Consider the following 23,475-nt stretch of genomic DNA (forward strand, 5'->3'; position numbering starts at 1 on the left):
TAATGTTTTCAGGAGGTAAGTTCGGGGAATGTAATTTTTAAGACAATAAAGGGGGCAAATAAAATGAGAAATATTATTTATATTATTGGGTTGATTGTAGTTATTTTAGCTGTATTATCATTCCTTGGATTAAGATAAACTAATTTAAACTGCCGTGTATAACTCTCAGTATCTAACTGAAAGTTATACGCGGCTTTATTTATATATTATTTTATCAATCCTGTTCATACTGTTCATATTGCGATTATAGAATATAAGGTAAATAGTCACTGAAAGGAAGTTATTATGAATAATCCAGTTAAACTTTTACTCGTATTCTCAGGGATTTTTGGGCTGATTGGTTCTGTAATGGGCGCACATATGGCAGGTTCAGGATCATATGCACTAAGACCGATTCACGCACATATTTTAGTCGTGGGATGGTTAAGTTTATTCTCATGGTCCATTTTTTATAAAGTATTTGAAGTTAAATATAATGCATTATCGAAATTCCATGTCTGGTCTGCCATTATCGGTACGACAGGTCTGGTTTTAGGAATGTTCTTAACTAATGTTGTGTCATTCAATCTTCCGCGCTGCAGTTACACTTATCGTCTACATCGGCGGCGGTGTTACATTGCTCTTAAGTTTTGTTGCATTTTTCGTACAGACACTGCTTTATCAGCCTAAAAAATAAAGAAGCGGCTCAAAATCCTCACCAGAGGATTTTGAGCCGTATTTGCTTGGAGAAAATGAGTTTGGATGACGATGTCAAGCTCACATGGTAGTTCGTGAACGTTTGGGTGACGATGTCAAACGCACATGGTAGTTCGGCAGCGTTTGGGTTACGATGTCAAACGCACATGGTAGTTCGGCAGCGTTTGGGTTACGATGTCAAACGCACATGGTAGTTCGGCAGCGTTTGGATGACGATGTCAAACGCACATGGTAGTTCGGCAGCGTTTGGATGACGATGTCGAGCTCACATGGTAGTCCGGAAGCGTTTGGATGACGATGTCAAGCTCACATGGTAGTTCGGCAGCGTTTGGATGACGATGTCAAGCTCACATGGTAGTCCGGCAGCGTTTGGATGACGATGTCAAGCTCACATGGTAGTCCGGAAGCGTTTGGATGACGATGTCGAGCTCACATGGTAGTTCGGAAGCGTTTGAATGACCATGTCAACCGCACATGGTAGTCCCCCGCCTATTTATCAGTCAAATTCTATTGGTCTCGCTATTTTGTTGCTTTGTCCGCCGTCGACGAGTATGGTCTGGCCGCTGACGTAAGTTGAATCATCTGACGCTAAAAATAGACATGCTTTAGCGATGTCGTCGACTGTGCCGACGCGTCCCATCGGATTGAAAGCCAATGATTCTTCAAATGATTTCTCCGGGTTTTCGAGACTTGCAAAAGTTTTATGGAGAAGCGGTGTGTCGACAGAACTTGGTCCGACTGCATTGACACGAATCTGATGTTGTCCGTAATCGAGTGCCATCTGACGTGTTAAAGCTGTCAGTCCGCCTTTCGCACTTGCATATGCTGCGAGCCTCGTAATTGTTGTTTCAGCATGCCATGATACCATGTTGATAATCGATGAAGTGTCCTGTTTCTGCATTTCAGGTATAGCATACTTGCTGCACAGAAATGGTCCTGTTAAATTTATTCCCATTAAATTGTTCCATTCTTCGAGCGATGTTTCGTGCACAGATTTTCGGAAATTAATTGCGGCGTTATTTAAAAACATCTAATTTTCCGAATTCATTTATCGTGTATTCAATTAAACTTTTAACATCTTCTTCATTACTGACATCTGTTTTATGAAAACGGACATCGAGGTTTTTATCAATTAAATCTTTTACAGTGTTTTCGCCTGCTTCAGCATCTATATCAGCAATGACAACTTTTGCCCCTTCTTCTGCAAAAACCTGCACGACGCCGCGCCCTATTCCCTGACTCCCCCCGGTAACGACTGCGATTTTATTTTTAAGTCTCATAACATCCCATCCTTCTCGTAAATTGCTTTCTTTATTATATTATCAATATTTAACTCATAAGTATAAAATCCAACGGGCGTCACATTTTAGACATAATATTGGTAAAATATGAACTAAATATAATATTAGAGTAAATTAACGCACCGTAAAGGAGAATTTATTATGGGTAAAAAAGGTTTAACAATTTTAGGGGTATCGGTCGGTGTTATTGCAGTATTGGCAGTCGGGGCATACATTTTGTTTCAGACGATGGTGAACAACCCGAAAAACAATTACTTAATGGCTGAACTGGACGATGTTGAAGGTACTTTCGAGTTATTTGAAGAGCGTTTTGAGAGCGAACTTGACTGGTATGAATATGCCGAGGAAAATGCGATCGAATCAACATTAGGCATTACAGCAGAAACAAACGAACCTTCATTCCAAGAGATGGGTATAGATCAGATGATTAATAACTCTAATATTGATCTGACAATCGGTCAGGATATGGCAAATGAAGTCAGTACGATGGGGCTTAATGCAGATATAGCGGGCTTATCTATTTCAGATGTAAATGCATATATCACAGGTGAAAAAGCGGGACTTACATTGCCATTCATTGAAGAATATATGGTAGTGAATGAAGCAGATGCAGCAACGTTCCTGAATACTCTTGATCCGGCAACTTTTACAGGTGAAGAAGAGATCGATTACTCAATGTTCTTTGAAACCAGTGCACTGACAGAAACTCAGCGGGAATATTTCATTGATGAATATTCAACTTTCATTAGAGAGAACTTGCCGGATGATGCGTTTGAGTCGGGAAGTGAAGAAATTACTGTCGGTGATAATACAGTGAACGCTGATAAACTGACCATGACATTAACAGAAGAACAGATTCACACGTTCTTAAAAGACTTATTTAATAAGATGGCAGAAGATGAAGAGCTTGCAAACATTATCGAAACTCAGATGATGGCCGCAAACCTTGGCAACCCCGAAGCGCCTTCTGCGGAAAACGCAGCAACCGAGTTCAACAACTCATTAAAAGAAGCGGCAGAGAATATAGAAGATGTCGGCTTCCCTGAAGTTTTAACATCTGTTGTCTGGACAGACGGTGACGATAATATCATTCAGCGTGATTTCGATACGTCAATTACAGTTGACGGATCTACAGGCCAGGTTGCAGTCGACGGTGTTACAGAAATTACTGAAGACAGCACAGTTTTCAATTATGATATGGCATTCTCTGACGAGACTATGGAATCAGTAATAGGCTATACTGCTGATTTAAATGAACTGAATCAGGTTATGAAGATGTGATCACATTAAGAGCGGATTCAGAAGATCTGTTTGTCATCAACTCTGTTAAAACTGAAGAAGACAGTGAAGTCTGGAATGTGGATATTAACTTTAATGAACAATTGACCGGCTCGCCGCTGACATTATTCATGGAGAGCAGCTCTGTGTACAACGAAGACCAGGCAACCGGTGATATGACTCTGTATGCTGACGACGGTGTCAGTGTAACGAGAGATACTTTCGTATTGAATCTGACAAGCGACAGCCAGACGGTAAGTGAAATTGAAGTGCCTGGCGGGGATAATGAGAAAAACATTGGCCAGATGAGCATGGAAGAACTTGATGCGTACTTTAACGATGAAGTTAGTCCGCAATTTGAAGAGTGGATGAATGAAAACTTCGGTGCGCCATCAGGATTTTAATTAAAAAAGAAAGGATGCGTCAGCGATGAGAATAATGAAGCATATATTTGTATTCATCGCTAACGACATCAGCAGACTTAAGAGGAAGTGGCTGACACTTCCTCTTATTTTAATTTCACCGGTTATTTTTATCGGACTGATAATCTGGATGCTCAGCTCACTCCTGTCGTTTGATGAGGCGGCTAAAATGTCTGTCGGCCTTGTAAATCTGGATGACAGTGACGAGACTGCTGTGATTGTCTCGGCGCTCGCAGGCTCAGCTGAGGCAGCGGATGGACTTGAGATTATTGAAGTATCGGAATCTGAAGCAAAACTGATGATTGAAAACGATACACTTGTTTCATATATAATATTCCCCGGGAAATTCACGGAAAAAATGATGAAGGGGGAATCAAGTGAACTGATTGTCGTCGGCAACCCGGATATGCAGCTGGAGAGTTATGTAATCAGCAGCGTAATTGATACAGTCGTCAGACATATCCGGAATTCACAGGCCAATATTAACGATTAATCATTATGCCCGTGAATTCGGCATGACTGATGAGGCAAGGCAGAACTTAATTTTCGAAGAGTTTGTGAGCCAGTTTATTCAGGTGCTCTCGAGTGATACTTTGATGGATGAACATCAAAAAGCGCAGAATATCAGCGCGGGAAATATGTATTTTATCGTGAATGGCCTGTTCATTATAATGACTGTCTGGGTGTATATGCTGTACATTGCTTTAATGCGGGACATAAGCAGTAACCTGGAAGACCGGATGAAGGTGTTCGGAGTAACGCATCTTGCTCAAGGCCTTGCGAGAGTGCTTTCAACCGGCATAATTGTCACGGTGGCTTCTGCCCTTTTCACATATGGAGTATTAACGTTCGGTGGTATTGACCTGGAGTCAGAAAATCTGCTGAGGCTGTTTATTCTGATTGCTCTTCACATATTTATTACAGCGATGATTATGATTATTATCGACTGGCTGCTTCCATCGTTTAAAATCAGTATGGTGGTTCAGCTTGCGGTACTGCTCATGATTATACTGTTCGCCGGCAGTATCATTCCGAGAATATACTTTCCTATTTATCTGGATACATTTTTTGATTATATGTACAGTTATCAATCACTATCCTGGATCGAAGAAATTATATTAAACGGCCGCTTTACTATGGAGATCGATATTATGATAGCGACATTCGGGATAGCTGCAGTGCTGCTGCTCGTTTTAAGTGTCCTGAAGGAGCGTCGATTCTTATGATAGATATGATATATGCGAGATGGCTGCTCATAAAGCGGCAGCTTCCTAAAATATCGTTGTGGCTCATTGTGCCAGTGCTGCTGACACTCGTCGTTACAAATGTGTTTAACAACACCAGAGAAGACTTCAGAATGCCTGCAGCAGTAGTTGTCCATGAAAGCAGTGCAGAAGCAAATATCTTTATAGAAGGGCTTAAGAGCAGTGAATTTATGGCGGTTGAAGTATTTAATACAGAAAACAGCACAGCTGCAATAAGAGAGCTGGAGCAATACAGGCTGGACAGTGTGTTTATACTGCCGGAAGACTTTGCAGAAAAAATACGTGAAGGTCAGCGCAGGGACTTAATTGAAACGTATTATACAGACCGCTCGATCTATTACGAACCGGCAAAAGAACTGGCAGCCTCGCTCGTGCAGGAGCAGATGGGTGAATACACGACTGTTGATTATGTGCTGGAGCTGCAGAATAATCTGCTGGATGAGACAGCTGTGACTGCTGAAGATATAGCAGCTGAACGCAAACGTACAGAAACAGATACGAATCTCTTGCAACAGACATTTTATTTCCTTGGAGAATCGGCTGATATCGAAGAAACACCAGCCTTTCATCCATGGATGGTTTGGGCTTATATTACGTTCACCGTAACTATTTTTACGTTCGATTTTGTTACACGTGAAACTATCAGCAGTGCCAGGGTCAGATTTAATTTTATGAAGCATTCATATACGAAGTTTATGCTGCTGACGTTAGTTCTTATGACCGCTGTGATGTTGATAATAGACAGTGTTACTTATGTGGTGATAAAAGAAGTACTGGAAGCGGATATTAGTTTTCTGTCTCTCGTCATGTACCGGATTGTTATAAATGTCATTGCATTTTTACTGGCCATTTCTGTAAAATCCCCGATGAAATTATATCAGGCAGCCGTGGCATTAACGATTGCTCTATTGGCACTTCAACTCGCTATGCCTGCCATTATTTCACTGACAGGACTGTCTTTAATGTCGTCGGTGCACCCGGTGCAGATGTTTTTAGCGAATGGACTTAATATTCCATGGATTATTCTAATATCAGTTTTAATGCTCATATGGATTTGGAGGGATAACAATGCTGGAAGTTAACTCGGTAAATAAAAGTTATGGTAAGCGCCGCGTACTGGAAGACTTCAGCATGTCCGCAGAACAGGGAGAAATTATCGGGCTCGTTGGTGAGAATGGTGCAGGTAAATCAACACTGCTGAAAATTTTAGCAAGCTTATCGAAACCTGATAGCGGAGAACTTTATTTAAACGGCAAGCCATACAAAAAGTATTTTAAAGCACACAGAACAGTTATCGGATATGTACCTCAGGATATTGCTATATGGGAAGATTTAACTGTCATTGAAAATATGAAGTTCTTTCAAAAGCTGTCATCTGCTAAGAAATCTGTGCATGAATTGAAAACGCTGCTGAATGACATACAGCTCGACAGACACGATACTAAAGTCAGTAAATTATCCGGGGGTATGAAGCGGAAATTAAACCTGGCTATCAGTTTAATAAATAATCCTGAATTTCTGCTGCTGGATGAGCCGACTGCCGGTATCGATTTAAAATCGAGGATAGAAATTGGAGAGTTTTTAAAAACTCATGCGAAGAACAACGATACACTTATTATTTATACATCTCATGATATGAATGAAATTAAAGACTTATGCGACCGTGTTGTTATTATCGGAAAAGACTCATTCTACAAAGACTTACTTGCGGAATATATAAATAACACTATGCGTTATTTTATAATGCATAGTGTTATAAACTTTATGTGTGAAGGGTTTTTATAAAATGAATGATTCATCCTGCATTAGGGTATGACATTTATAACAACAGTTTTAGTTTCAAAGGAGAGATGTATATGCTTGCTTATGTTTGGGCAGAAGATGAGAACAGGCTAATCGGTAAAGGTGATGCACTGCCTTGGCGTCTGCCTGCTGATGTTGCCTTTTTTAAAAAGATAACGATGCGGGGCGACATGGTGACCGGCCGAAAAACTTATGAATCAATTCCGAACAGACCGCTCCCCGGCCGCCGGAATATCGTCTTAACAAGACAGCGGGATTATGAAGCACCGGGGGCAATAGTAGTTCACTCTAAAGAAGAAATACTTGAACTTGAACAGACTGGTGATAAAGATCTTTATATTATCGGCGGTGCTGTATTATTTAGAATGTTCGAAGATGAAGTCGATGAATTATACCGCACGGTCATTCATGACACATTTGAAGGCGATACGTATTTCGATGAAAAATTTGACTATGATAAGTTTGAACTGGTTAAAACTGAAAAAGGTATTATTGGAAAAAAATTTATATGAACATACTTTCGAATTATGGAGAAGAAAATAATAACTGCAGCTTAAACCCCCGGAACTGAGAAACAGTTCCGGGGGTTGATTTACTCCTTATTATTCAGCATGGAAGTCATTAAGGTTGTAACGCCCTGATTCGAAATATCTTCAACGAAATTACCCAGAATTATTTCATCAACTTCCCCGTTCTTCTCCAGCCATAATTGAAACATACCGATAAGAGCTGATAATTGATATTCTATAATGTACTCGATTTTTTCAGGTTCTTTAATTTTAAGTTCATAAACGTAATCCATAATAATCATTCTGATACGCATTTTAAATTCGTGAACAAAACTGGGATCACCTTCAGGTCCAATCAGAACTGAAATTTTATCACTGTGTTCTTTGACGTAATCATTCGTCCGCTCCAGCGTATCGAAAATATTGCCGCCGTTTTTATCGAGCATCATCAGCGGACCGATAATCATATCTCTTGTCGGGATTAAGCCTTCTTTAAGCAGAGTCAAAATTTCATTTATATCACTGAAGTATGTATAAAATGTTCCGCGGTTATATCCTGCTTTATCTGTTATCTCTTTAACGGTAATTTTTGACAGAGGTTTTATTTTATAAATATCCCAAAATGCTTCTATCAGGTTGTTTCTGGTCACATCTCTTTGACTCATTTTAGACACTTCTTTCTATTTTTCAACACATTACCGGTTATTGTTTATTGATAGTATTCAACTACTTTATTATGATTATAAGGGATTATACAACACGTTGTCGGCTTAAACAAATAAACAATATATAAGGAGAGTACTCAATTTGAAACTATCGGATTTTTCCATAAGACGTCCTAAATTTACAATCGTCGTTATGATTATACTTATGCTGCTCGGAATTGTCTCTTTAACAAGACTTCCACTCCAGCTTATGCCAAACATCCAGCCGCCGATTGCGGCAGTGGCAACTACTTACCAGGGGGCAGGTCCTGAGGAAGTAATGGAGGATGTCACGAAACCGATCGAATCGGAATTGTCATCCATTAACGGACTATCGAATATATCGTCACAGTCACAGGAAAGTTCTTCAGTTGTTATTTTAGAATTTGGTTATGATATGACAATTGATGAAGTGGAAAGTGATATAACGAGAGCGCTCGAAAGCGTTCAGCTGCCTGAACAGGCAGGAGATCCTGCATTCCTTGAGTTTGATATATCAATGATGCCGAGTATCCAGATGGCAGTTACTTCAAGCGGTGAAAATGTCGGTGATTACCAGGGGCAGGTCGATAGCTTAGTCACTGAATTAGAAAACATTGAAGGTGTCGCTTCGATATCTCAAAATGGTACTGTCGTCGAAGAAATTCAGGTTAACCTGGATGTCGATGCATTATCTGAAGTTAATATGACCCAAAGCGATGTTGCGGGACTTATAGAAGCGAATAATATCTATTCCTAACGCAACTATAGTTGATACAGAAAGCCGCACCTCGATTTCAACTCGTACAGTAAGTAATATCGACGGTGTTGAAACATTGCGCGAACTGGTTATTGCGGATCTGCCGGAAGGCGGGACGCTGACACTGGATGATATTGCAGATGTCTGTTGAAGAACAGGACAGCAATTCAATTACGAGACTGAATCAGGATAACGCACTTTCTATTGACGTTATGCTGGCATCCGATGCAAATGCATCAAACGTAAATAGTGAATTCAATGAAGTACTCGATGAAAAACTCGATGAAGATGAATTCAGCAACTTAACTGTTGAAACACTTTACGATGAAGGTGAATATATCGACCTCGCGATTAACAGTGTGTACATTTCACTGATTAGCGGTGCGGTACTCGCGATGATTATACTGTTTGCTTTCCTTAGAAATCTGAAAGCACCGTTAATCATCGGTCTTGCGATACCATTCTCAGTTATTACAACATTTGCGCTGTTATTCTTTACAAACATCAGCATTAACTTAATGACACTCGGCGGTCTTGCGCTCGGTATCGGTATGCTGGTCGATAACTCTGTCGTTGTAATAGAAAATATATACAGACATTTGTCTATGGGTAAAAATCCTAAGAAAGCAGCGAGTGACGGAACAAAAGAAGTCGCTTCAGCCATTATTGCATCAACATTAACAACTGCAGCAGTGTTTGCACCGGTTGTTTTCGTCAGCGGCCTTGTAGGACAGTTATTCACACCGCTGGCAATTACAGTTGTTTTCAGTCTGTTTGCTTCATTATTCGTCGCGTTAACTGTAGTGCCGATGATTTCGAGCCGTATTTTAGATGCGCCTAAAGAGAATATTGAAAAAGCACGCAGCGAAAGACCGTACATGAAATTACTGACTAAGTTTACGCGTTGGACTTTACAGCACCGTCTCTTAGTAATGATAATCACTGTACTGCTTATGGCAGCAGGTATTTCGGAATCGTCAATCAGGGTATGACATTAATGCCTGAAAGCGATGAAGGTGCCCTAACAATTGAAATTGAAAAAGAACAAGGCACAATTTATGAAGATACTTTTGAAACAGTACAAAGCATTGAAAATCAGCTGGAAGATTACTCTGAAGTAGAAATGTACTTAAGCAACGTCGGTTCTCTGCAGCCGATGATGTCGATGTCGGAAGAAAAACAAAAAAGCGAGTATTACAGCGACACTGGTAAGCCAGGCTGATCGTAATGTTACGACTAATGAATTTATAAGCAATATTGAAGATGAGATAGAAGGACTTGATGAATCAGCAGAAATCAACGTCATTCCGATGTCACAGTCCGGCATAAGTTCTGAGCCGAACACTCTGATGCTGAGAGTATCTGATGATAACGCTGAACGTTTAGCAGAATCAGAAGCGACTATTATCGAAGAGCTGGAAGCAGACGGCAGTATCGACAGCGTAGCTTCAAGCCGTGAAGATATGGTTGAAGAAATGCAGATCAGAGTCGACAGAGATGCAGCACGTGAAAACGGCCTGCAGCCGGCCCAGATCGGTCAGGCATTATACGAAGCTTCAAATGGAGTGGAAGCTTCTACTGTGGAAGCAAATAATGATTATCTTTCTATCAACGTGAAATATCCGGATACGTATCTCGACAGCGTATCGAATTTTGAAACACTTGAGATTCCAAATGCTGAAGGTGAGTACGTTCCAATCAGCGAAGTCGCAGAACTTGAAGAAACTGAAATGCTGCCGTTAATTACGCGCAACGACCAGGAAGAAACAAGTGAGCTGACAGTAACTTATTCTTCAGATATGTCTCTCAATGAAGCGGGGACACACGTCGAAGATATAGTTTCAGCCGCGGACTTCAGCGAAGATACACACTACTCTGTCGGTGGAGATCTAGAAATGCTTGGGGATGCGATTCCTCAAATGCTGCTCGCAATCGTCTTAGGTGTAGTATTTATCTACCTGGTTATGGTTGCACAGTTTGAATCATTTAGACATCCCTTTATCGTTATTATGGCAATGCCGTTAAGTATTGTCGGTGTCATGGCGGCACTGGTACTTACAAACAGCCCGTTAAGTGTTGTGTCATTCGTCGGTATTATTATGCTGCTCGGAATAGTAGTCAACAACTCCATACTGCTTGTTGACTATACAAATCAGCAGAAAGAAAAAGGTATTCCGACAATTGAAGCGCTCGAAATCAGTGTTCGGCACCGTTTCCGTCCGATTATTATTACAGCACTGACAACAGCGCTTGGTATGCTGCCGCTGGCAATGGGTATCGGTGAAGGCGGAGAGATGATTGCACCTATGGGGACAGTAGTCATCGGCGGACTCGTCAGCAGTACGTTCTTTACACTGTTTGTAATTCCGATCTTTTACAGCTATATCGACAAAGAAACACGCAACATGCATAAGAAGTATATGACGCCTGAAGGTGAAGTCATTACTCAAAAAGACATCGATGCTGAGAAACGTAAAGAAGAGCAGAGAGAGCATATGAGTATTGACGAAGTGAATGAAGAAGAAGAGGAAAGAAATTATATCGATGAGATGCAAAGATTAATCGATAAAATGAAAAATAATAACAATAGAAAATAGTAAATGAAAAATGCCTTACCGGAACAACTCCGGTAAGGCATTTTTATATTGTTACAGCAGTTCCTGTATAAGTCTGTCCATTTTCTCGGGTTCGTCCTTAGGTCCGAATCTTTTTACGACTTCACCGTTTCTGTCTATAACAAATTTAGTGAAGTTCCATTTGATATTACTGCCGAGCAATCCCCCCTGCTGTTCTTTTAAATAAGTGTATAACGGGTGTTCATTGTCGCCGTTGACATTAATTTTTTCATGAATGGGAAAAGTAACCCCGTAATTAATTTTGCAAGACTCAGCAGCCTCTTCCGCGCTGCCCGGCTCCTGATTGGCAAACTGGTTACATGGGAAACCTAGAATGATAAACTTCTCATCTTTATATTGCTGATACAGTTTTTCAAGTCCGTCAAACTGTCCGCTTAAACCGCATTTTGTTGCTGTGTTTACTATGACTATTACATGATCTTTGTACTTATCAAGCTTATAAGTGCTATGGTCTTTATTTTCAACTTCTATATCATAAATACTGTTCATTGATTATCCCGCCTTTTTAATTTGTATACCCGTTTGAAAGTGAAAAATAACAATTTTATAAACTTCTCAAACGTTCCATATACATGTCATGCATAATTTTTAATTGGACGTCTGTGCCTGGATGTTTTTCCAAAGTCATAATATTTTTCATCAGTGCAAGTTTTCGTGCGAACAGACTGTAGTTGTTAATCATCGTCATAATTTCATCGGTAATACCTTCACCTGAAGGCAATGTTTTATCAGCCTGGCCATCGCTTACTATCCGGCTGACAATATTAGAAATATCATTACGTATCTTAAAATATTCTTCAGCTTCTGTTACGAAGTTTTCAAGCTCGCCAATATTTGATTCGAATATATCAATAAATTTTGATTTTTTCAGTGCTTCCGGGTTGCCCAGTCTGTTGACTCTTTGAAAAATAGATTCTACTTTTTGAAGACCAGTGTTACTCTGCCGGTTGATGCTGCAATAGAAATCGAGCTCTTCTGACAATATTTGATTGGCAACAGCGATAATAAGCATCTGTTTTTTCGGGAAGTATCTGAAAAGTGTTGCGACCCCGACTTCTGCCTCATTTGCAATATCCTGCATCTGCACGCTGTCCCAAGTGCTTTCAATCAGCAGTTTTTCGGCAGCATCGACAATCGCCTGTGTACGGCGCTCTTTGTTTTCCAGCTGTTTTGACATAGAATCTTCCCCTTTCAATTATTAATTATAATACATGGCTAAATATTAGCCTATCAGATAAATTAGCGTTATAATAATATTGATAGTTAGACTATCATAATTGGAGGAATGCAAGATGACAAGATTAATGGACAAAGTTGCTATTGTTACAGGCGGAGCTAGAGGTATGGGAGAATCACACGTACGTCGTTTCGTTGAAGAAGGCGCTAAAGTTGTATTTACGGATATAAACGAAGAAGTTGGAGAGAAACTTGCTTCGGAGCTTGGTGATAGTACATTATTTGTAAAACACGATGTGACTGATGAAGCGGGATGGCAAGAAGTTGTTGAAAAAACAGAAGCGGCTTTCGGACCGGTTAACGTACTGGTAAATAATGCAGGAATCAGCATGAGCAAGAGTATCTTTGATATGTCAGTTGAAGACTATAAAAAAATTATCGATATTAATCAGGTTTCTGTCTTCCTCGGGATTAAAGCGGTATTGCCATCAATGCAAAAAGCTGAAGGCGGTTCAATCGTGAATATTTCATCGATGAACGGAATTGTCGGCGGAGCAGTCGGCTATACAGACTCTAAATTTGCTGTCAGAGGGCTGACGAAAGCTGCTGCCTTACAAGTCGGACACCTTGGTATCAGAGTGAACTCAGTACATCCGGGTGTTATTGAAACGCCGATGGTTACTGAAGGTGACGCAGTAGAGCAGATTAAGGAATTTGCGAAACATATCCCGATGCGCCGCATGGCTCAGTCGGAAGAAGTTACAAATATGGTACTGTTTCTTGCGTCAAATGAGTCAAGCTACTCTACAGGCTCAGAATTCATCATTGATGGCGGCTTAACAGCTATGTAATTGAAGTTTACTTTAATTTAAAATATAACAGGAGACCCGGCCATTTTTTAAGTAAAATGTTCAGGTCTCTTTTTTGTAAAAAGTGATATATGAAAATAGTATTTAATATAATATATGGTTTGATGATAGAAACGCTGCATAACTGCTGAATTTTTAGAGAGGGGTTATTACATTGAAAAATAAAAATGTTACATGTGAAACGCGAATTTATACCGAAGCCGTCACAGCTCATCACCATGCATATGGACAATTCTTATTTCCCTTGTACGGCTCTATGGATTTGAAGACGATGAATCAGCAAATTAAATTAACGCCAGATTACTGTTTCTACCTTGCCCCCTACACCGATCACGTATTCCATTCTCCCGGCAGAAATGAATTTTTAGTTCTGGATATACCAGAACGGATGCTGCCTGAACAAACTGATGATATGTATACGGAGATGAACAATGAATGGTCAGCTGTAAAGCAGCTGCTTGCAGCAGAAATAAACCGTCATGATAATGAATCATCTATTGTTAATTTAACAAATTATATAACAGGAAAACTTAAAACTGAAATGCCCTTGTCTATTGACTATATCAACAAAAACTATAGACAGAGGCTCAGCCTGGAAACACTGGCTCAAATTGAAAATTATCATCCGGCATATTATTCAAAATGGTTTAAAAAGCAAACCGGGAAAAGTGTAAAAGTATATATAAATGAACTTCGCCGGGAAGAGGCCAAACATATGCTGACAGCGACAGACTGGTCGATCACAAGAATAGCCGGAGAAATGGATTTTCTGAATATCTCTTCATTTACACGCTGGTTTGTGAAAAATGAGGGTATGTCGCCCCATGTATTCAAAAAGCTTAAGAAATGGTAAATAACATGTTGCCGGCAGTAAAGTAAATCATCACGTAATTGTATAAGATATCTGTAACATAAATTATACTGAGGTGATTTTCTTTGAAACAGCAAGTTGCTCCGCTTCTTATTCTTTTGGCTGCAATGCTCTGGGGAACAACGGGAACTGTCCAGGAGCTGGCACCGGATTCAGCACATCCTGTGGCAATCGGTGCTGCCAGATTGTTTATCGGCGGTTTATTTTTACTGATTGTCGTGCTGATTACAGGTAAGCTCAATTTGAAAGATCTGCCGCTTAAAGCAACGCTCATTGCATCGCTGTGTATGGCTTTATATCAACCTTTATTTTTTTCAGCAGTCTCAATTACCGGTGTAGCAATAGGCACGGTCGTTGCAATCGGCAGTGCGCCGATGCTGGCAGGAATTATAGAAATGCTGTTTCTGAAAAAGAAACCTGCAAACATCTGGTGGCTGTCGACACTGCTGTCAGTAACAGGTGTCATTTTACTTTTTTCAAATCAGGAATCGGTGCAGGCAGATCCATTTGGAATATTATTAGCATTAGGAGCAGGATTCGCCTTTGCCTGTTATACGATCGTCAATAAAGACGTCGTTGTGAGGATGTCTCCTCTGCCGGCAGTCGCAGTAGTATTTACTCTGAGTGGTCTGCTCCTGTCACCTTTCCTGTTTATATTCGATATGGCATGGGGTTCAGTCAGGCAGGAATGATTGTCGGCCTGCACCTGGGAGTTGTAGCGACAGGAATTGCATACTATTTATTTGCAATAGGTTTATTTAATGTCTCCTCTTCAACTGCTGTGACTCTTTCACTTGGAGAACCGCTTACCGCTACTTTACTGGGTGTGTTCTTCCTCGGAGAATATATGAGCAGCATATCGTGGTTTGGGCTGGTACTCGTGCTGCTCGGTATCGGTGTGCTGATTCTGGCATCGAGGAAACCTCGACATCTAAAAACTGAAAAAGTATAAAAAAGCCAGGACAAATTATTTGTCCTGGCTTTTTTCTTTAATAAGACTTGCTGTAACCTATCGTACCTTGTGTTATATATCCATCTTCTACCTTAAATGCGATTACATTTTTCTTAGCATCATCTTTCTGATCACCTAATTTATATACATATGTTTCGTACTTACCATCCTTACTGTCTTTTGTTTCGTAGTCATCTCCGTAAGCCTCAGTTACTTCGTCAATTGATAACTTTTCAGACTGAATTGGGAAAACGACTTTAGTTGCTGTTCCGTCCCGCAGGGTGAATTTCTGATCATGTTCCTCTACAAACTTGGATTTTTTATCTGCACGTGTTTCATAATCGTCTTTTGAAGCTTCAACAGTATGTCCGTTGAATGCCAGCTCACCGTCTTCTTCCAGTGTTTTAATAAGGGCATCGTTGAGAAGGAAGTTTCCATCTCCATATCCTGTATCGCCTTGATATTTATAATTTGAACTTTTAGATTCTGCTGCTTCGACTGTATTTATACCGTCATCGCCGCTTGCAACATGTGCGCTTGTCACGACAGTAGCTGCAATTCCCGCTGATGCCAGCACTTTAACTAACTTGTGCATGTTCATTTGGAATCATCTCCTAAAGTGTTATTGCTAAGTTTTAATTGTTGCATAATTTTCTATGAACTGCAATTGATGTCCAAAAACAAGAAGATACTGCATAGCGTTATATTATAACGCTATGCAGTAAAATGCTTTTATGCCGGTATTTAAATTAACTATTATGATGTTTCACGTTAAACATTCTCATGAATAATTATATCTCTTGGTCCTTCTGTTTCATTGTTTTATTATATGCTTCCAAATATACTTTCTCTGATTCTGAAGCCATATCCATCGTATTTATTGCTCGGTGCCACTGAGGATAAATAGGTTCTAAAGCAGTAAAGTCAGTGATTTGTGTAACATCTTCATCAGTTAATTGTAAAGTATATGATGCAACATTTTCATACAGCTGTTCTTTGTTTCTTGCTGCAATAATAATCGAGTCGACATTCGGTCTGTCACGAAGCCATGCGAGAACAACTTGCGGTACTGTTACATTATGTTTTGATGCAATGTCCTGCAGCATATCAACGAGGTCGTAAAAGAATTCTTTGTTTTTCAGGTATGGTTCCGCCCAGCCGTTGCCCTGACGTGTTTCCGGCTGCGCTTTTTGATTTCTGGTAATTTTTCCGTTCAGTATTCCTTCGCCTAAGGGAGACCAGATTGTATTGCCGACTCCAAGCTCAGTTCCTGCAGGGAGCAGCTCGTATTCTGCTTCGCGTGATTCAGGTGTGTAATATATTTGATGTGCCGCTGGCGGAATCAGATTATTCTCCACTGCAAATGTATGTGTTTTAGCAAGAGACCAGCCGCTGTAATTCGATACACCCCAGTAACGAATTTTACCTTTTTTAATTAAATCATTCATGATCTGAACTGTTTCTGCAACCGGTACACGCCCGTCCCACATATGCACATAATAGAGATCAAGATAATCAGTACCGAGACGTTCGAGAGTTTTATCAATCGTTGATTCTATATTAACGCGCGTTGCACCGCCGTCATTCGGTCCGCCTTGTATTTGCATGCCTGTTTTACTCGCAATGGTCATGTCTTGTCGTTTACCGCGTATCGCTTTGCCCAGTACGATTTCAGCATCGCCTTTTGCGTAGAGGTTTGCTGTATCGAAATGGTTAATCCCGTGATCCAGTGCATAATCTACAAAGTGATTTGCAGTTTCCTGGGACATATCTGCTGCACCTTCAAAGCCTTTTGTGCCGCTAAATGGAATAGTCCCAAGTGAATATTTAGAAATATTTAATCCTGAATTACCAAGTAAGTTGTAATCCATTACTATCCCTCCAATATATAGACAGTAAATATATTCCCTGCAGCTGCCTCTGTGAAACTTAAGTATGATTTAGATGTATTCAGGGTATACAGATTAAAGAATGATAAATTTAAAATTTACAGGAGGACTCTTAATGACAGAGACAGTACTTATTACAGGTGCCGGAACAGGTTTCGGAAAAAATATCGCATTCGCATTGGCGGAAAAAGGTTACCCGGTCATCGCAACAGTGGAAGTAATGTCGCAGGTCTCGGCTATGGAGCAGGAGGCGAAAGAACGCGGTGTGACGATGCAGATTGAGAAGCTGGATGTAACAAATGCTAAAGACCGTGAAAAAGCATGGTCATGGGATATTGATGTGCTGGTGAATAATGCAGCTGTAAAAGAAGGTGGATCATTAGTAGATATACCCGAAGAAAATTTACGACACCAGTTTGAGGCAAATGTTTTTGGCCCGATACTCTTAACTAAAGGATTTGCCCGTAAAATGGTGGAGAACAAGAGCGGACGAATCGTCTTCGTATCGTCTGTATCCGGAATTACAACTAATCCGCTGTCAGGCCCTTACTCTGGCTCTAAACATACTGTAGAAGCGTTTGCAATGTCATTAAGCAAAGAACTGCAGGAGTTTAATGTAGAAGTTTCAACAATTAATCCGGGGCCTTATTTAACTGGATTTAATGACCGTGAATTTGAAACATGGAAAAACTGGGAAACAGACCTTAATAAAAATGTGTTTGATTACAGTAAGACAGCATTCCCGAGTGAACAGTTCGACCCTCGTGAAGTGACAGAACCTGCGATTAAAGTAATTCTTGGGGAAACGACACAATACCGCAATGTTATTCCTGAAAAAATGGTTTCAGGACTGAAAGAAAAACAGCAAGCTGTCTGGGATAAAAAAACGACAGACGGTCTCGGTCAACGAGACGAAACAGTGCAGAAATCTTATGATATTGAACCGGGAACTCCAGCAGAATAAGAAATGAAGAAAGAACTGCTTAACAATTTGTTAAGCAGTTCTTTCTATCTTGCGTCTGTAGTATCAAATGGTGTAATCATTGTGCCCAGCTGAATCGACAACCATAGTGCAGCACCAGTCAGGACCAGTAAATATAAATCATGCTTTGAGAACGATGTTCTATAGTAATACGTGCGGCTGCCGTCAGTGAATCCTTTTGATTCCATCGCGATACCGAGCCTGTATGCTCTTCTTATACTCTGGCTGAGGAGTGTAATAATTGTTGACTTTAGACCTTTAAAGCCGGAAATATACTTTTATGAATGAGTGCTCTTCTGACTTTCCTCGCTTGTCTGAGCTGGAAGTATTCAGTAATAATAATCGGAACCATCCTTATTGCTGCCATAAAAGAATAGGCATACTTCGGTTTCACTTTCAGCTGAATCATCAGTGCGTAAAATACATCGGTAATTTTTGATGTAAATATGACTAACGCTCCAAATAACGACAATGTAACGCCGCGCATCGTTATGTGAATCCCTCTGATAAAGCTTTCCTCTGTTATATGAATAATGCCGTAGCGAAAAAGCGTTTCTGACCCTTCACCGTAAAAAATCATATACAGACTGGAGATAAATCCGGATATAAAAATGAATATCAGGAGGAGTATCAGATACTTCAATTTTACACCGCTTAAGATGAGCAGCATAAGGAGCATCAGCATTGTTAGGTGAAACAGAACATTGGGATTATGAATAAAGATCACCATAACGAAAAGTATTGCTGCGAGCAGAATTTTAGTCAGCGGGTTTGCATAATCTATAAACGTCTTATATTTTTTAACTGCTTCAAACATAATCTGTCATCTTCTCCCTGAGCATCTGATTTTCAATAATTAAACGTCTGCCGGGATAGCGGATCTTAATATTTTCATCATGCGTAATCATAATTATCGTCGTACCGACAGCAGTCATTTCATGAAACATACGGAGCAGGCGAAATGCATGCTTCTGATCCAGACCGAATGTCGGTTCATCCAGCAGCAGCACTGTCGGCACACCGCCGAGAGCTGTAGCGACGCTTAACCGTCTCTGTTGCCCTGTGGAAATTTCCAGAGGATGAAGATGTGCCACACTGTTAAGACCCATCTGTTTTAAAATGATTTCAGTCTGGCGCACTGCTTCGGTATATTCAAAATGCGGTTCCATATTAATAAATATTTCATCGAAAACTTTATGCGTAATAAACTGCAGCTCCGGATTTTGAAATACGGGGTACACTTCACCTGCAAACTGCTTTGTTTTTTTAATACGTTTACTTTTATAATAAACAGCACCATCTGCAGGAATGAGTTTCATTATAGCTGACAGCAGACTTGATTTCCCCGTGCCATTTTTCCCTTCGAGCGTAACCCATTCACCTTTTTTAATAGTTAAATGATCGACATTCAGAATGTCCATTCCGCGCCGCTCGATGTGTAAGTTTTTTAATTCCAGCAACGCCTCATTGTCAGGCTTTATCAGGTCGAATACAGGTGCATCCTGCCATGAATCGGGGTGCCAGACACCATAATCATTTAAGAGCTGTTTATGGTGCTTCAGCACATCATCAGGTTTCCCTTCATGAATAATCTGGGCGCTATCGTTCATCAATATGACCTGGTCCACTTTATCCCATATATAGTCGACACGGTGTTCGACAATAACAACGGTCCGGTCGCTCCAGATTCCTTCAATAACGTTCCATAGTGAAGCTGCAGACTCATCATCGAGCATGCTCGTCGGTTCGTCGAGAAACAGAGTGTCCGGTTTTTGCAGCAGTGCTGAAGCAATAGCGAGCTTCTGCTTCATTCCGCCGGATAAATTATTAATATTTAATGTCAAAGGTACATCGAGTCCAGTCTGCCCGAGTGCTTCCATCATCATTAGTTCCATATTTTCTTTTGGAATACTTCTATTCTCTAAAATAAAAGCGAGCTCTTCTGCAACTGTCGGCATAGTGAACTGAGAATCGGGGTCCTGAAATACATAAGCATTATTTTAGGATGTTTAGGTTCAGCTTCATCGGCGTATGATGACCTGGTGGATTAATCGCCCATTACATGTAACAGCGTACTTTTCCCTGAACCGCTTGGACCGAGGAGCAGTACTTTCTCACCTGATTTAACTGAAATATTCAAATCGGTAAACAATTTAGATGGTGCCTCAGGAAATTTTAAATTCAGTTTCTTGATATCGATTTTTGACATACTATAATCCTTCATGTGAATTATCAGCTCTTTGACCGACAAACTTTAAAACGCCGGTTTCTTTAAGCGCTTTGTAAAGCAGATGCCCGAGCCAACCCGCAACAAACGCTCCGCTTAGTATTCTAAAACTGAACATTAGTGCGAGGTTCCATGTCTCAAGGTGTCCAAGATAACCATAATACCAGTCGAGCGGCAGTGTAGATAATGCTGCTGCGATACCAGCAAGAACCGCGGTCATCAGACTCGTGCTTTTATATCTGAAGAACATAAAAACAAGTTCGCAGACCAGGCCCTGTATTAACCCGTACATAATCAATGAAATATCAAACTGTAAGAGGACAATCGTTTCACCGGAAGCTGCTGCGAATTCCGCAATCAGTGCAACACCGGGTTTCCTGATAATTAAATAAGCAACAATTGCAGCGATAAACCACATGCCGTAGACCAGTTCATTTAAATGCAGTCCAAACGGCTGCAGAATTGTGTAAATTCCACCCCATAGAGAGTAGATTACAGCGAAAACGAGCGCAATAACAACAGTAATTAAAACATCAGTGAGTGTTAAACTATTTCTTTTTGCCATGTTGAAGCCTCCGTTATAAATTTCAAACAAAAAAACACACCACTAACGGAATGGTGTGCATATAAAAATGCCACTTCCCTACGCTAGTATAATCTAGATCAGGTGATAAGGGTCAATCTCAGTCCGATGCGGACGCCCCCAGTGGTGGTGAATTCATTATTTGATTATCACTATCATAGTCCACTTATGTGAATTTGTGAAGCAGCATTTATTTGTAGCATTTATTTAATGATGGTAATCCCCTGTTTGTCAGTTTCATATAGCGTTACTTTGAGCAGTTCATCATCAGCAGGCAGATTTTTATCAAACTGCTCAAACAGCCAGTAAGCAATGTTTTCTGCTGTTGTATTCATTGCAGGCAGTGTTTCATTGAGGAGACAGTTATCGAGTTTAACAGCGATGTGTTCATCGTAAATTTTATCGATTAAATGGAAATCAGTCGCGAGACCAGTGTCGTTTACCATAGAAGATATTTCCAAATTAAATGTGTAACGGTGATTTTTTAAATCTTTAAACACAGTTTTTGAAAAAAATATCCGATTGTCGCATGTGAATTCGTAATTTTTATGAATAATGACCTTCTCATTAAAATATTTAAATTTTTCAGGCGGCTGTATATCGTTAATATTCATTTAATACCCCTTTAAAAATCAATTTAGTTAATTATACCCAATCACAATACCAATTTTCAAATGCGTCATATTATTGACAGAATTTTCTGTTATGATAATCTTAAATAAAATCCTTTCGTTTTTCGAAAGACTTACATCATTTATTCAAAACAAGGGGGAATTGTATGAAACAATTTTTAAAACGTTTTGGAACAATACTTACTTTAGCGTTACTGCTTATGTCGACAGCGAATCCAGCAGTATCAGGGGCAGCGTATGAACCTGATTACACAGAAGAAAATGATGTGGCAACAGCTCATGAAGGGATGGTTGTATCCGCACATCCGCTTGCTTCAGAGGCAGGTTACGATGTTCTTGCCAAAGGCGGGAATGCAATGGACGCAGCGATTGCAATGCAATACGTCTTAACTGTAGCTGAACCGATGATGTCAGGCATAGGCGGCGGCGGTTTTATGATGGTATATGAAGAGCAAACGGGAGAAACATCTATCATAAACAGCCGAGAACGTGCACCTGGCGGTGCTGATTCTGAAATGTTCCTTGATGATGAAGGAGAAGCTTTACCTTTTGAAGAACGCGTCAGAAGCGGTAAATCAGTAGGAGTTCCGGGAACATTGCGAGGTCTGGAAGAAGCACATGAATCCTGGGGAACGATTGATATGGCAGAACTGATTGCTCCGGCTGTATCTCTTGCCGAAGAAGGGTTTGCTATAGACGATTTCCTTGCTAATCAAATTGCAGATAACGCTGATAAACTGCAGGCTACTGCTGCCAGTGAAGTATTTTTTAATGAACAGGAACCGTTAGTTGAAGGTGACGTGCTGGTGCAGAAAGATTTAGCGAAGACTTTAAGTCTAATCAGAGATAATGGCATTGATTACTTCTATAACAGTGAGATTTCCGAGGCTGCCGCAAATGCAGTTCAGGAATTTGGGGGATCAATGACAGCGGAAGATCTGTCAAATTATGAAGTAACATGGGATGAACCAATCTGGGGAGAGTTTAACGGCTATGATATTGCTACAATGCCTCCTCCAAGCTCCGGCGGGGTATTTATGCTGCAGATGCTTGGTATATTAGATGACTTTGATTTATCGCAGTATAAATTCTCCGGAGAAATATCATTTATTAGCAGAAGCGATGCACTTGGCGTATGCAGATCGTGCTGAATATGCAGGGGATCCAGAATTTGTGGATGTACCTGTTGAAGGATTACTGAATCCCGATTATATCGATGAGCGCAGAGCGTTAATCAGTATGGATGAAGTTAATGAGAAACCGGAAGCGGGAGATCCGTGGAAGTATCAGAAAGGAACAGATGAGGTCGATAATGTCGAACAGCCGGGCGATAAAGTTGACGGCCAGACGACTCACTTTTCTGTAGCGGATAAGTACGGCAATGTTGTATCGTATACTACAACGATTGAGCAGGTTTTTGGTTCAGGTATTATGGTACCTGAATATGGATTTATGCTGAATAATGAACTGACAGACTTTGATGCTGAACCGGGCGGTGCAAATGAAGTACAGCCCAACAAGCGTCCGTTAAGCAGCATGACACCGACAATTGTATTCGATAATGGAACACCCTCAATGACTGCAGGATCACCGGGCGGACAGACGATTATAACGTCAGTTCTTCAGACAATTATCAACACGTATGAATATGAACTCGATGTACATTCTGCTGTAACAGAACCGCGGATCTTCACGAGTGATTTAGAATCATACAGATTTGAAGAAGCGTACCGCAGGAAGTAATTAATCAGCTTAATGAGATGGGACATAACTTTGAAGAGGAATCTGAACCTATAGGCAATGTCAGCAGTATTCAAATTGATCCGGAAACGGGAGAGTTTACAGGTGCTACTGACAAAAACAGAAATGGTGCAGCATTTGGACTGCAGTCACAGAATTAATACTTAAAGATGAACCGGATTTTTCGGTTCATCTTTTTTA

General features: G+C 40.4%; 26 protein-coding genes, 3 pseudogenes and 1 riboswitch. Of the genes and pseudogenes, 17 read left to right on the top strand and 12 right to left on the bottom strand.

The genetic code is table 11. The features are described 5' to 3' along the window. The first annotated feature begins 285 nt into the window (after positions 1 to 285). On the top strand, positions 286 to 669 hold the full coding sequence (locus G4D76_RS08490) for a hypothetical protein (protein WP_371814453.1): 384 nt from the start codon (positions 286 to 288) through the stop codon (positions 667 to 669). A 523-nt stretch (positions 670 to 1,192) separates the two neighbouring features. On the opposite strand, the pseudogene G4D76_RS08495 reads toward G4D76_RS08490, so the two are convergent. Further along, positions 1,193 to 1,976: pseudogene (locus tag G4D76_RS08495) on the bottom strand (SDR family NAD(P)-dependent oxidoreductase). 162 nt (positions 1,977 to 2,138) lie between these two features. Here G4D76_RS08495 and G4D76_RS08500 point away from each other — a divergent pair. The 7 genes from G4D76_RS08500 to G4D76_RS08530 all read left to right on the top strand — a co-directional run bounded on the left by G4D76_RS08500 (position 2,139) and on the right by G4D76_RS08530 (position 7,277). Further along, positions 2,139 to 3,278, top strand: coding sequence for a DUF6583 family protein (locus G4D76_RS08500; protein WP_213809655.1), 1,140 nt, complete (start codon positions 2,139 to 2,141; stop codon positions 3,276 to 3,278). After that, positions 3,275 to 3,679, top strand: coding sequence for a hypothetical protein (locus G4D76_RS08505; protein ID WP_213809656.1), 405 nt, complete (start codon positions 3,275 to 3,277; stop codon positions 3,677 to 3,679). The genes G4D76_RS08500 and G4D76_RS08505 overlap by 4 nt, the downstream gene beginning before the upstream one ends. Before the next feature lie 25 nt (positions 3,680 to 3,704). Further along, positions 3,705 to 4,190 carry an ABC transporter permease gene (locus G4D76_RS08510; protein ID WP_213809657.1) on the top strand — a complete coding sequence of 162 codons (486 nt, stop codon included), beginning with the start codon at positions 3,705 to 3,707 and terminating at the stop codon, positions 4,188 to 4,190. 22 nt (positions 4,191 to 4,212) lie between these two features. Continuing rightward, positions 4,213 to 4,923, top strand: coding sequence for an ABC transporter permease (locus G4D76_RS08515; protein ID WP_213809658.1), 711 nt, complete (start codon positions 4,213 to 4,215; stop codon positions 4,921 to 4,923). After that, positions 4,920 to 6,044 (top strand): ABC transporter permease, encoded by a 1,125-nt coding sequence (locus G4D76_RS08520; protein WP_213809659.1) that lies wholly within the window; start codon positions 4,920 to 4,922, stop codon positions 6,042 to 6,044. Before G4D76_RS08515 ends, G4D76_RS08520 begins: the two co-directional genes overlap by 4 nt. Then, on the top strand, positions 6,031 to 6,747 hold the full coding sequence (locus G4D76_RS08525; protein ID WP_213809660.1) for an ABC transporter ATP-binding protein: 717 nt from the start codon (positions 6,031 to 6,033) through the stop codon (positions 6,745 to 6,747). Before G4D76_RS08520 ends, G4D76_RS08525 begins: the two co-directional genes overlap by 14 nt. 71 nt (positions 6,748 to 6,818) lie before the next feature. Further along, positions 6,819 to 7,277 (top strand): dihydrofolate reductase, encoded by a 459-nt coding sequence (locus G4D76_RS08530; RefSeq protein ID WP_213809661.1) that lies wholly within the window; start codon positions 6,819 to 6,821, stop codon positions 7,275 to 7,277. Positions 7,278 to 7,357: 80 nt separating this feature from the next. Here G4D76_RS08530 and G4D76_RS08535 read toward each other — a convergent pair whose 3' ends face one another. Next, positions 7,358 to 7,939 carry a TetR/AcrR family transcriptional regulator gene (locus G4D76_RS08535; RefSeq protein ID WP_184283395.1) on the bottom strand — a complete coding sequence of 194 codons (582 nt, stop codon included), beginning with the start codon at positions 7,937 to 7,939 and terminating at the stop codon, positions 7,358 to 7,360. Positions 7,940 to 8,081: 142 nt separating this feature from the next. Here G4D76_RS08535 and G4D76_RS08540 point away from each other — a divergent pair, with 142 nt between their 5' ends. From G4D76_RS08540 to G4D76_RS08555, 4 genes are all read left to right on the top strand, one after another. Then, complete coding sequence (locus tag G4D76_RS08540; RefSeq protein WP_213809662.1) at positions 8,082 to 8,717, top strand: efflux RND transporter permease subunit; 636 nt, start codon at positions 8,082 to 8,084, stop codon at positions 8,715 to 8,717. Positions 8,718 to 8,845: 128 nt separating this feature from the next. Next, positions 8,846 to 9,709 (top strand): efflux RND transporter permease subunit, encoded by an 864-nt coding sequence (locus G4D76_RS08545; protein ID WP_213809663.1) that lies wholly within the window; start codon positions 8,846 to 8,848, stop codon positions 9,707 to 9,709. A 5-nt stretch (positions 9,710 to 9,714) separates the two neighbouring features. After that, positions 9,715 to 9,939 carry a hypothetical protein gene (locus tag G4D76_RS08550; RefSeq protein WP_213809664.1) on the top strand — a complete coding sequence of 75 codons (225 nt, stop codon included), beginning with the start codon at positions 9,715 to 9,717 and terminating at the stop codon, positions 9,937 to 9,939. Then, positions 9,923 to 11,314, top strand: a complete 1,392-nt coding sequence (locus G4D76_RS08555) for an efflux RND transporter permease subunit (protein ID WP_250130309.1) — start codon at positions 9,923 to 9,925, stop codon at positions 11,312 to 11,314. The genes G4D76_RS08550 and G4D76_RS08555 overlap by 17 nt, the downstream gene beginning before the upstream one ends. A 51-nt stretch (positions 11,315 to 11,365) precedes the next feature. Here G4D76_RS08555 and G4D76_RS08560 read toward each other — a convergent pair whose 3' ends face one another. Together G4D76_RS08560 and G4D76_RS08565 are read right to left on the bottom strand one after the other, a co-directional pair. Continuing rightward, positions 11,366 to 11,842, bottom strand: a complete 477-nt coding sequence (locus G4D76_RS08560; protein WP_213809665.1) for a glutathione peroxidase — start codon at positions 11,840 to 11,842, stop codon at positions 11,366 to 11,368. A 55-nt stretch (positions 11,843 to 11,897) separates the two neighbouring features. Further along, positions 11,898 to 12,530, bottom strand: a complete 633-nt coding sequence (locus G4D76_RS08565; RefSeq protein WP_026859432.1) for a TetR/AcrR family transcriptional regulator — start codon at positions 12,528 to 12,530, stop codon at positions 11,898 to 11,900. Positions 12,531 to 12,645: 115 nt separating this feature from the next. Between G4D76_RS08565 and G4D76_RS08570 the strand changes: the two genes are divergently transcribed. The 3 genes and pseudogenes from G4D76_RS08570 to G4D76_RS08580 all read left to right on the top strand — a co-directional run bounded on the left by G4D76_RS08570 (position 12,646) and on the right by G4D76_RS08580 (position 15,221). Next, a complete protein-coding gene (locus tag G4D76_RS08570; RefSeq protein WP_213809666.1) occupies positions 12,646 to 13,380 on the top strand; it encodes a glucose 1-dehydrogenase in 735 nt (244 codons plus the stop codon). A 172-nt stretch (positions 13,381 to 13,552) separates the two neighbouring features. Next, entirely contained in the window at positions 13,553 to 14,251 is a 699-nt protein-coding gene (locus G4D76_RS08575; protein WP_213809667.1) for an AraC family transcriptional regulator, read from the top strand. 83 nt (positions 14,252 to 14,334) lie between these two features. After that, positions 14,335 to 15,221, top strand: a pseudogene (locus G4D76_RS08580) (DMT family transporter). Positions 15,222 to 15,258: 37 nt separating this feature from the next. On the opposite strand, the gene G4D76_RS08585 reads toward G4D76_RS08580, so the two are convergent. Then, positions 15,259 to 15,822 (bottom strand): immunodominant staphylococcal antigen IsaB family protein, encoded by a 564-nt coding sequence (locus G4D76_RS08585; protein ID WP_213809668.1) that lies wholly within the window; start codon positions 15,820 to 15,822, stop codon positions 15,259 to 15,261. 190 nt (positions 15,823 to 16,012) lie between these two features. Then, positions 16,013 to 17,092, bottom strand: a complete 1,080-nt coding sequence (locus G4D76_RS08590; protein WP_213809669.1) for an aldo/keto reductase — start codon at positions 17,090 to 17,092, stop codon at positions 16,013 to 16,015. Positions 17,093 to 17,225: 133 nt separating this feature from the next. On the opposite strand from G4D76_RS08590, the gene G4D76_RS08595 reads away from it, so the two are divergent. Continuing rightward, positions 17,226 to 18,074 carry an SDR family oxidoreductase gene (locus G4D76_RS08595; protein ID WP_250129866.1) on the top strand — a complete coding sequence of 283 codons (849 nt, stop codon included), beginning with the start codon at positions 17,226 to 17,228 and terminating at the stop codon, positions 18,072 to 18,074. 44 nt (positions 18,075 to 18,118) lie between these two features. Here the strand turns inward: G4D76_RS08595 and G4D76_RS15015 are convergent, their stop codons facing one another. The 6 genes from G4D76_RS15015 to G4D76_RS08615 form a co-directional block, all read right to left on the bottom strand. After that, the gene (locus G4D76_RS15015; protein ID WP_250129867.1) at positions 18,119 to 18,280 is read right to left on the bottom strand and encodes a hypothetical protein; all 162 of its coding nucleotides are present in this window, start codon (positions 18,278 to 18,280) and stop codon (positions 18,119 to 18,121) included. Positions 18,281 to 18,342: 62 nt separating this feature from the next. Continuing rightward, entirely contained in the window at positions 18,343 to 18,909 is a 567-nt protein-coding gene (locus tag G4D76_RS08600; RefSeq protein ID WP_250129868.1) for an energy-coupling factor transporter transmembrane component T family protein, read from the bottom strand. After that, positions 18,902 to 20,050 carry an ATP-binding cassette domain-containing protein gene (locus tag G4D76_RS15985; protein WP_256440445.1) on the bottom strand — a complete coding sequence of 383 codons (1,149 nt, stop codon included), beginning with the start codon at positions 20,048 to 20,050 and terminating at the stop codon, positions 18,902 to 18,904. Before G4D76_RS15985 ends, G4D76_RS08600 begins: the two co-directional genes overlap by 8 nt. Before the next feature lie 89 nt (positions 20,051 to 20,139). Continuing rightward, positions 20,140 to 20,301 (bottom strand): ATP-binding cassette domain-containing protein, encoded by a 162-nt coding sequence (locus tag G4D76_RS15990; protein ID WP_256440446.1) that lies wholly within the window; start codon positions 20,299 to 20,301, stop codon positions 20,140 to 20,142. 1 nt (position 20,302) lies between these two features. Further along, positions 20,303 to 20,884 carry an ECF transporter S component gene (locus G4D76_RS08610; protein WP_213809671.1) on the bottom strand — a complete coding sequence of 194 codons (582 nt, stop codon included), beginning with the start codon at positions 20,882 to 20,884 and terminating at the stop codon, positions 20,303 to 20,305. Between the two features lie 58 nt (positions 20,885 to 20,942). Beyond that, positions 20,943 to 21,034: riboswitch (TPP riboswitch) on the bottom strand. A 71-nt stretch (positions 21,035 to 21,105) separates the two neighbouring features. Next, positions 21,106 to 21,516, bottom strand: coding sequence for a 6-pyruvoyl trahydropterin synthase family protein (locus G4D76_RS08615; protein WP_213809672.1), 411 nt, complete (start codon positions 21,514 to 21,516; stop codon positions 21,106 to 21,108). A 164-nt stretch (positions 21,517 to 21,680) separates the two neighbouring features. Between G4D76_RS08615 and ggt the strand changes: the two are divergent. Beyond that, positions 21,681 to 23,435 (top strand): annotated as a pseudogene (gene ggt / locus G4D76_RS08620) (gamma-glutamyltransferase). Positions 23,436 to 23,475 lie beyond the last annotated feature (40 nt).

The organism is Jeotgalicoccus sp. WY2, assembly GCF_018437745.1.
Lineage (GTDB): Bacteria > Bacillota > Bacilli > Staphylococcales > Salinicoccaceae > Jeotgalicoccus > Jeotgalicoccus psychrophilus.

Excerpts from the sequence above, each read along its gene's own strand:
- G4D76_RS08490 (WP_371814453.1), top strand. The coding sequence starts at position 286 with ATGAATAATCCAGTTAAACTTTTACTCGTATTCTCAGGGATTTTTGGG.
- G4D76_RS08500 (WP_213809655.1), top strand. The coding sequence starts at position 2,139 with ATGGGTAAAAAAGGTTTAACAATTTTAGGGGTATCGGTCGGTGTTATT.
- G4D76_RS08510 (WP_213809657.1), top strand. The coding sequence starts at position 3,705 with ATGAGAATAATGAAGCATATATTTGTATTCATCGCTAACGACATCAGC.
- G4D76_RS08515 (WP_213809658.1), top strand. The coding sequence starts at position 4,213 with ATGACTGATGAGGCAAGGCAGAACTTAATTTTCGAAGAGTTTGTGAGC.
- G4D76_RS08520 (WP_213809659.1), top strand. The coding sequence starts at position 4,920 with ATGATAGATATGATATATGCGAGATGGCTGCTCATAAAGCGGCAGCTT.
- G4D76_RS08525 (WP_213809660.1), top strand. The coding sequence starts at position 6,031 with ATGCTGGAAGTTAACTCGGTAAATAAAAGTTATGGTAAGCGCCGCGTA.
- G4D76_RS08530 (WP_213809661.1), top strand. The coding sequence starts at position 6,819 with ATGCTTGCTTATGTTTGGGCAGAAGATGAGAACAGGCTAATCGGTAAA.
- G4D76_RS08535 (WP_184283395.1), bottom strand. The coding sequence starts at position 7,939 with ATGAGTCAAAGAGATGTGACCAGAAACAACCTGATAGAAGCATTTTGG.
- G4D76_RS08545 (WP_213809663.1), top strand. The coding sequence starts at position 8,846 with ATGATATTGCAGATGTCTGTTGAAGAACAGGACAGCAATTCAATTACG.
- G4D76_RS08550 (WP_213809664.1), top strand. The coding sequence starts at position 9,715 with ATGCCTGAAAGCGATGAAGGTGCCCTAACAATTGAAATTGAAAAAGAA.
- G4D76_RS08560 (WP_213809665.1), bottom strand. The coding sequence starts at position 11,842 with ATGAACAGTATTTATGATATAGAAGTTGAAAATAAAGACCATAGCACT.
- G4D76_RS08565 (WP_026859432.1), bottom strand. The coding sequence starts at position 12,530 with ATGTCAAAACAGCTGGAAAACAAAGAGCGCCGTACACAGGCGATTGTC.
- G4D76_RS08570 (WP_213809666.1), top strand. The coding sequence starts at position 12,646 with ATGACAAGATTAATGGACAAAGTTGCTATTGTTACAGGCGGAGCTAGA.
- G4D76_RS08585 (WP_213809668.1), bottom strand. The coding sequence starts at position 15,822 with ATGAACATGCACAAGTTAGTTAAAGTGCTGGCATCAGCGGGAATTGCA.
- G4D76_RS08590 (WP_213809669.1), bottom strand. The coding sequence starts at position 17,092 with ATGGATTACAACTTACTTGGTAATTCAGGATTAAATATTTCTAAATAT.
- G4D76_RS08595 (WP_250129866.1), top strand. The coding sequence starts at position 17,226 with ATGACAGAGACAGTACTTATTACAGGTGCCGGAACAGGTTTCGGAAAA.
- G4D76_RS15015 (WP_250129867.1), bottom strand. The coding sequence starts at position 18,280 with ATGGAATCAAAAGGATTCACTGACGGCAGCCGCACGTATTACTATAGA.
- G4D76_RS08600 (WP_250129868.1), bottom strand. The coding sequence starts at position 18,909 with ATGTTTGAAGCAGTTAAAAAATATAAGACGTTTATAGATTATGCAAAC.
- G4D76_RS15985 (WP_256440445.1), bottom strand. The coding sequence starts at position 20,050 with ATGCCGACAGTTGCAGAAGAGCTCGCTTTTATTTTAGAGAATAGAAGT.
- G4D76_RS15990 (WP_256440446.1), bottom strand. The coding sequence starts at position 20,301 with ATGTCAAAAATCGATATCAAGAAACTGAATTTAAAATTTCCTGAGGCA.
- G4D76_RS08610 (WP_213809671.1), bottom strand. The coding sequence starts at position 20,884 with ATGGCAAAAAGAAATAGTTTAACACTCACTGATGTTTTAATTACTGTT.
- G4D76_RS08615 (WP_213809672.1), bottom strand. The coding sequence starts at position 21,516 with ATGAATATTAACGATATACAGCCGCCTGAAAAATTTAAATATTTTAAT.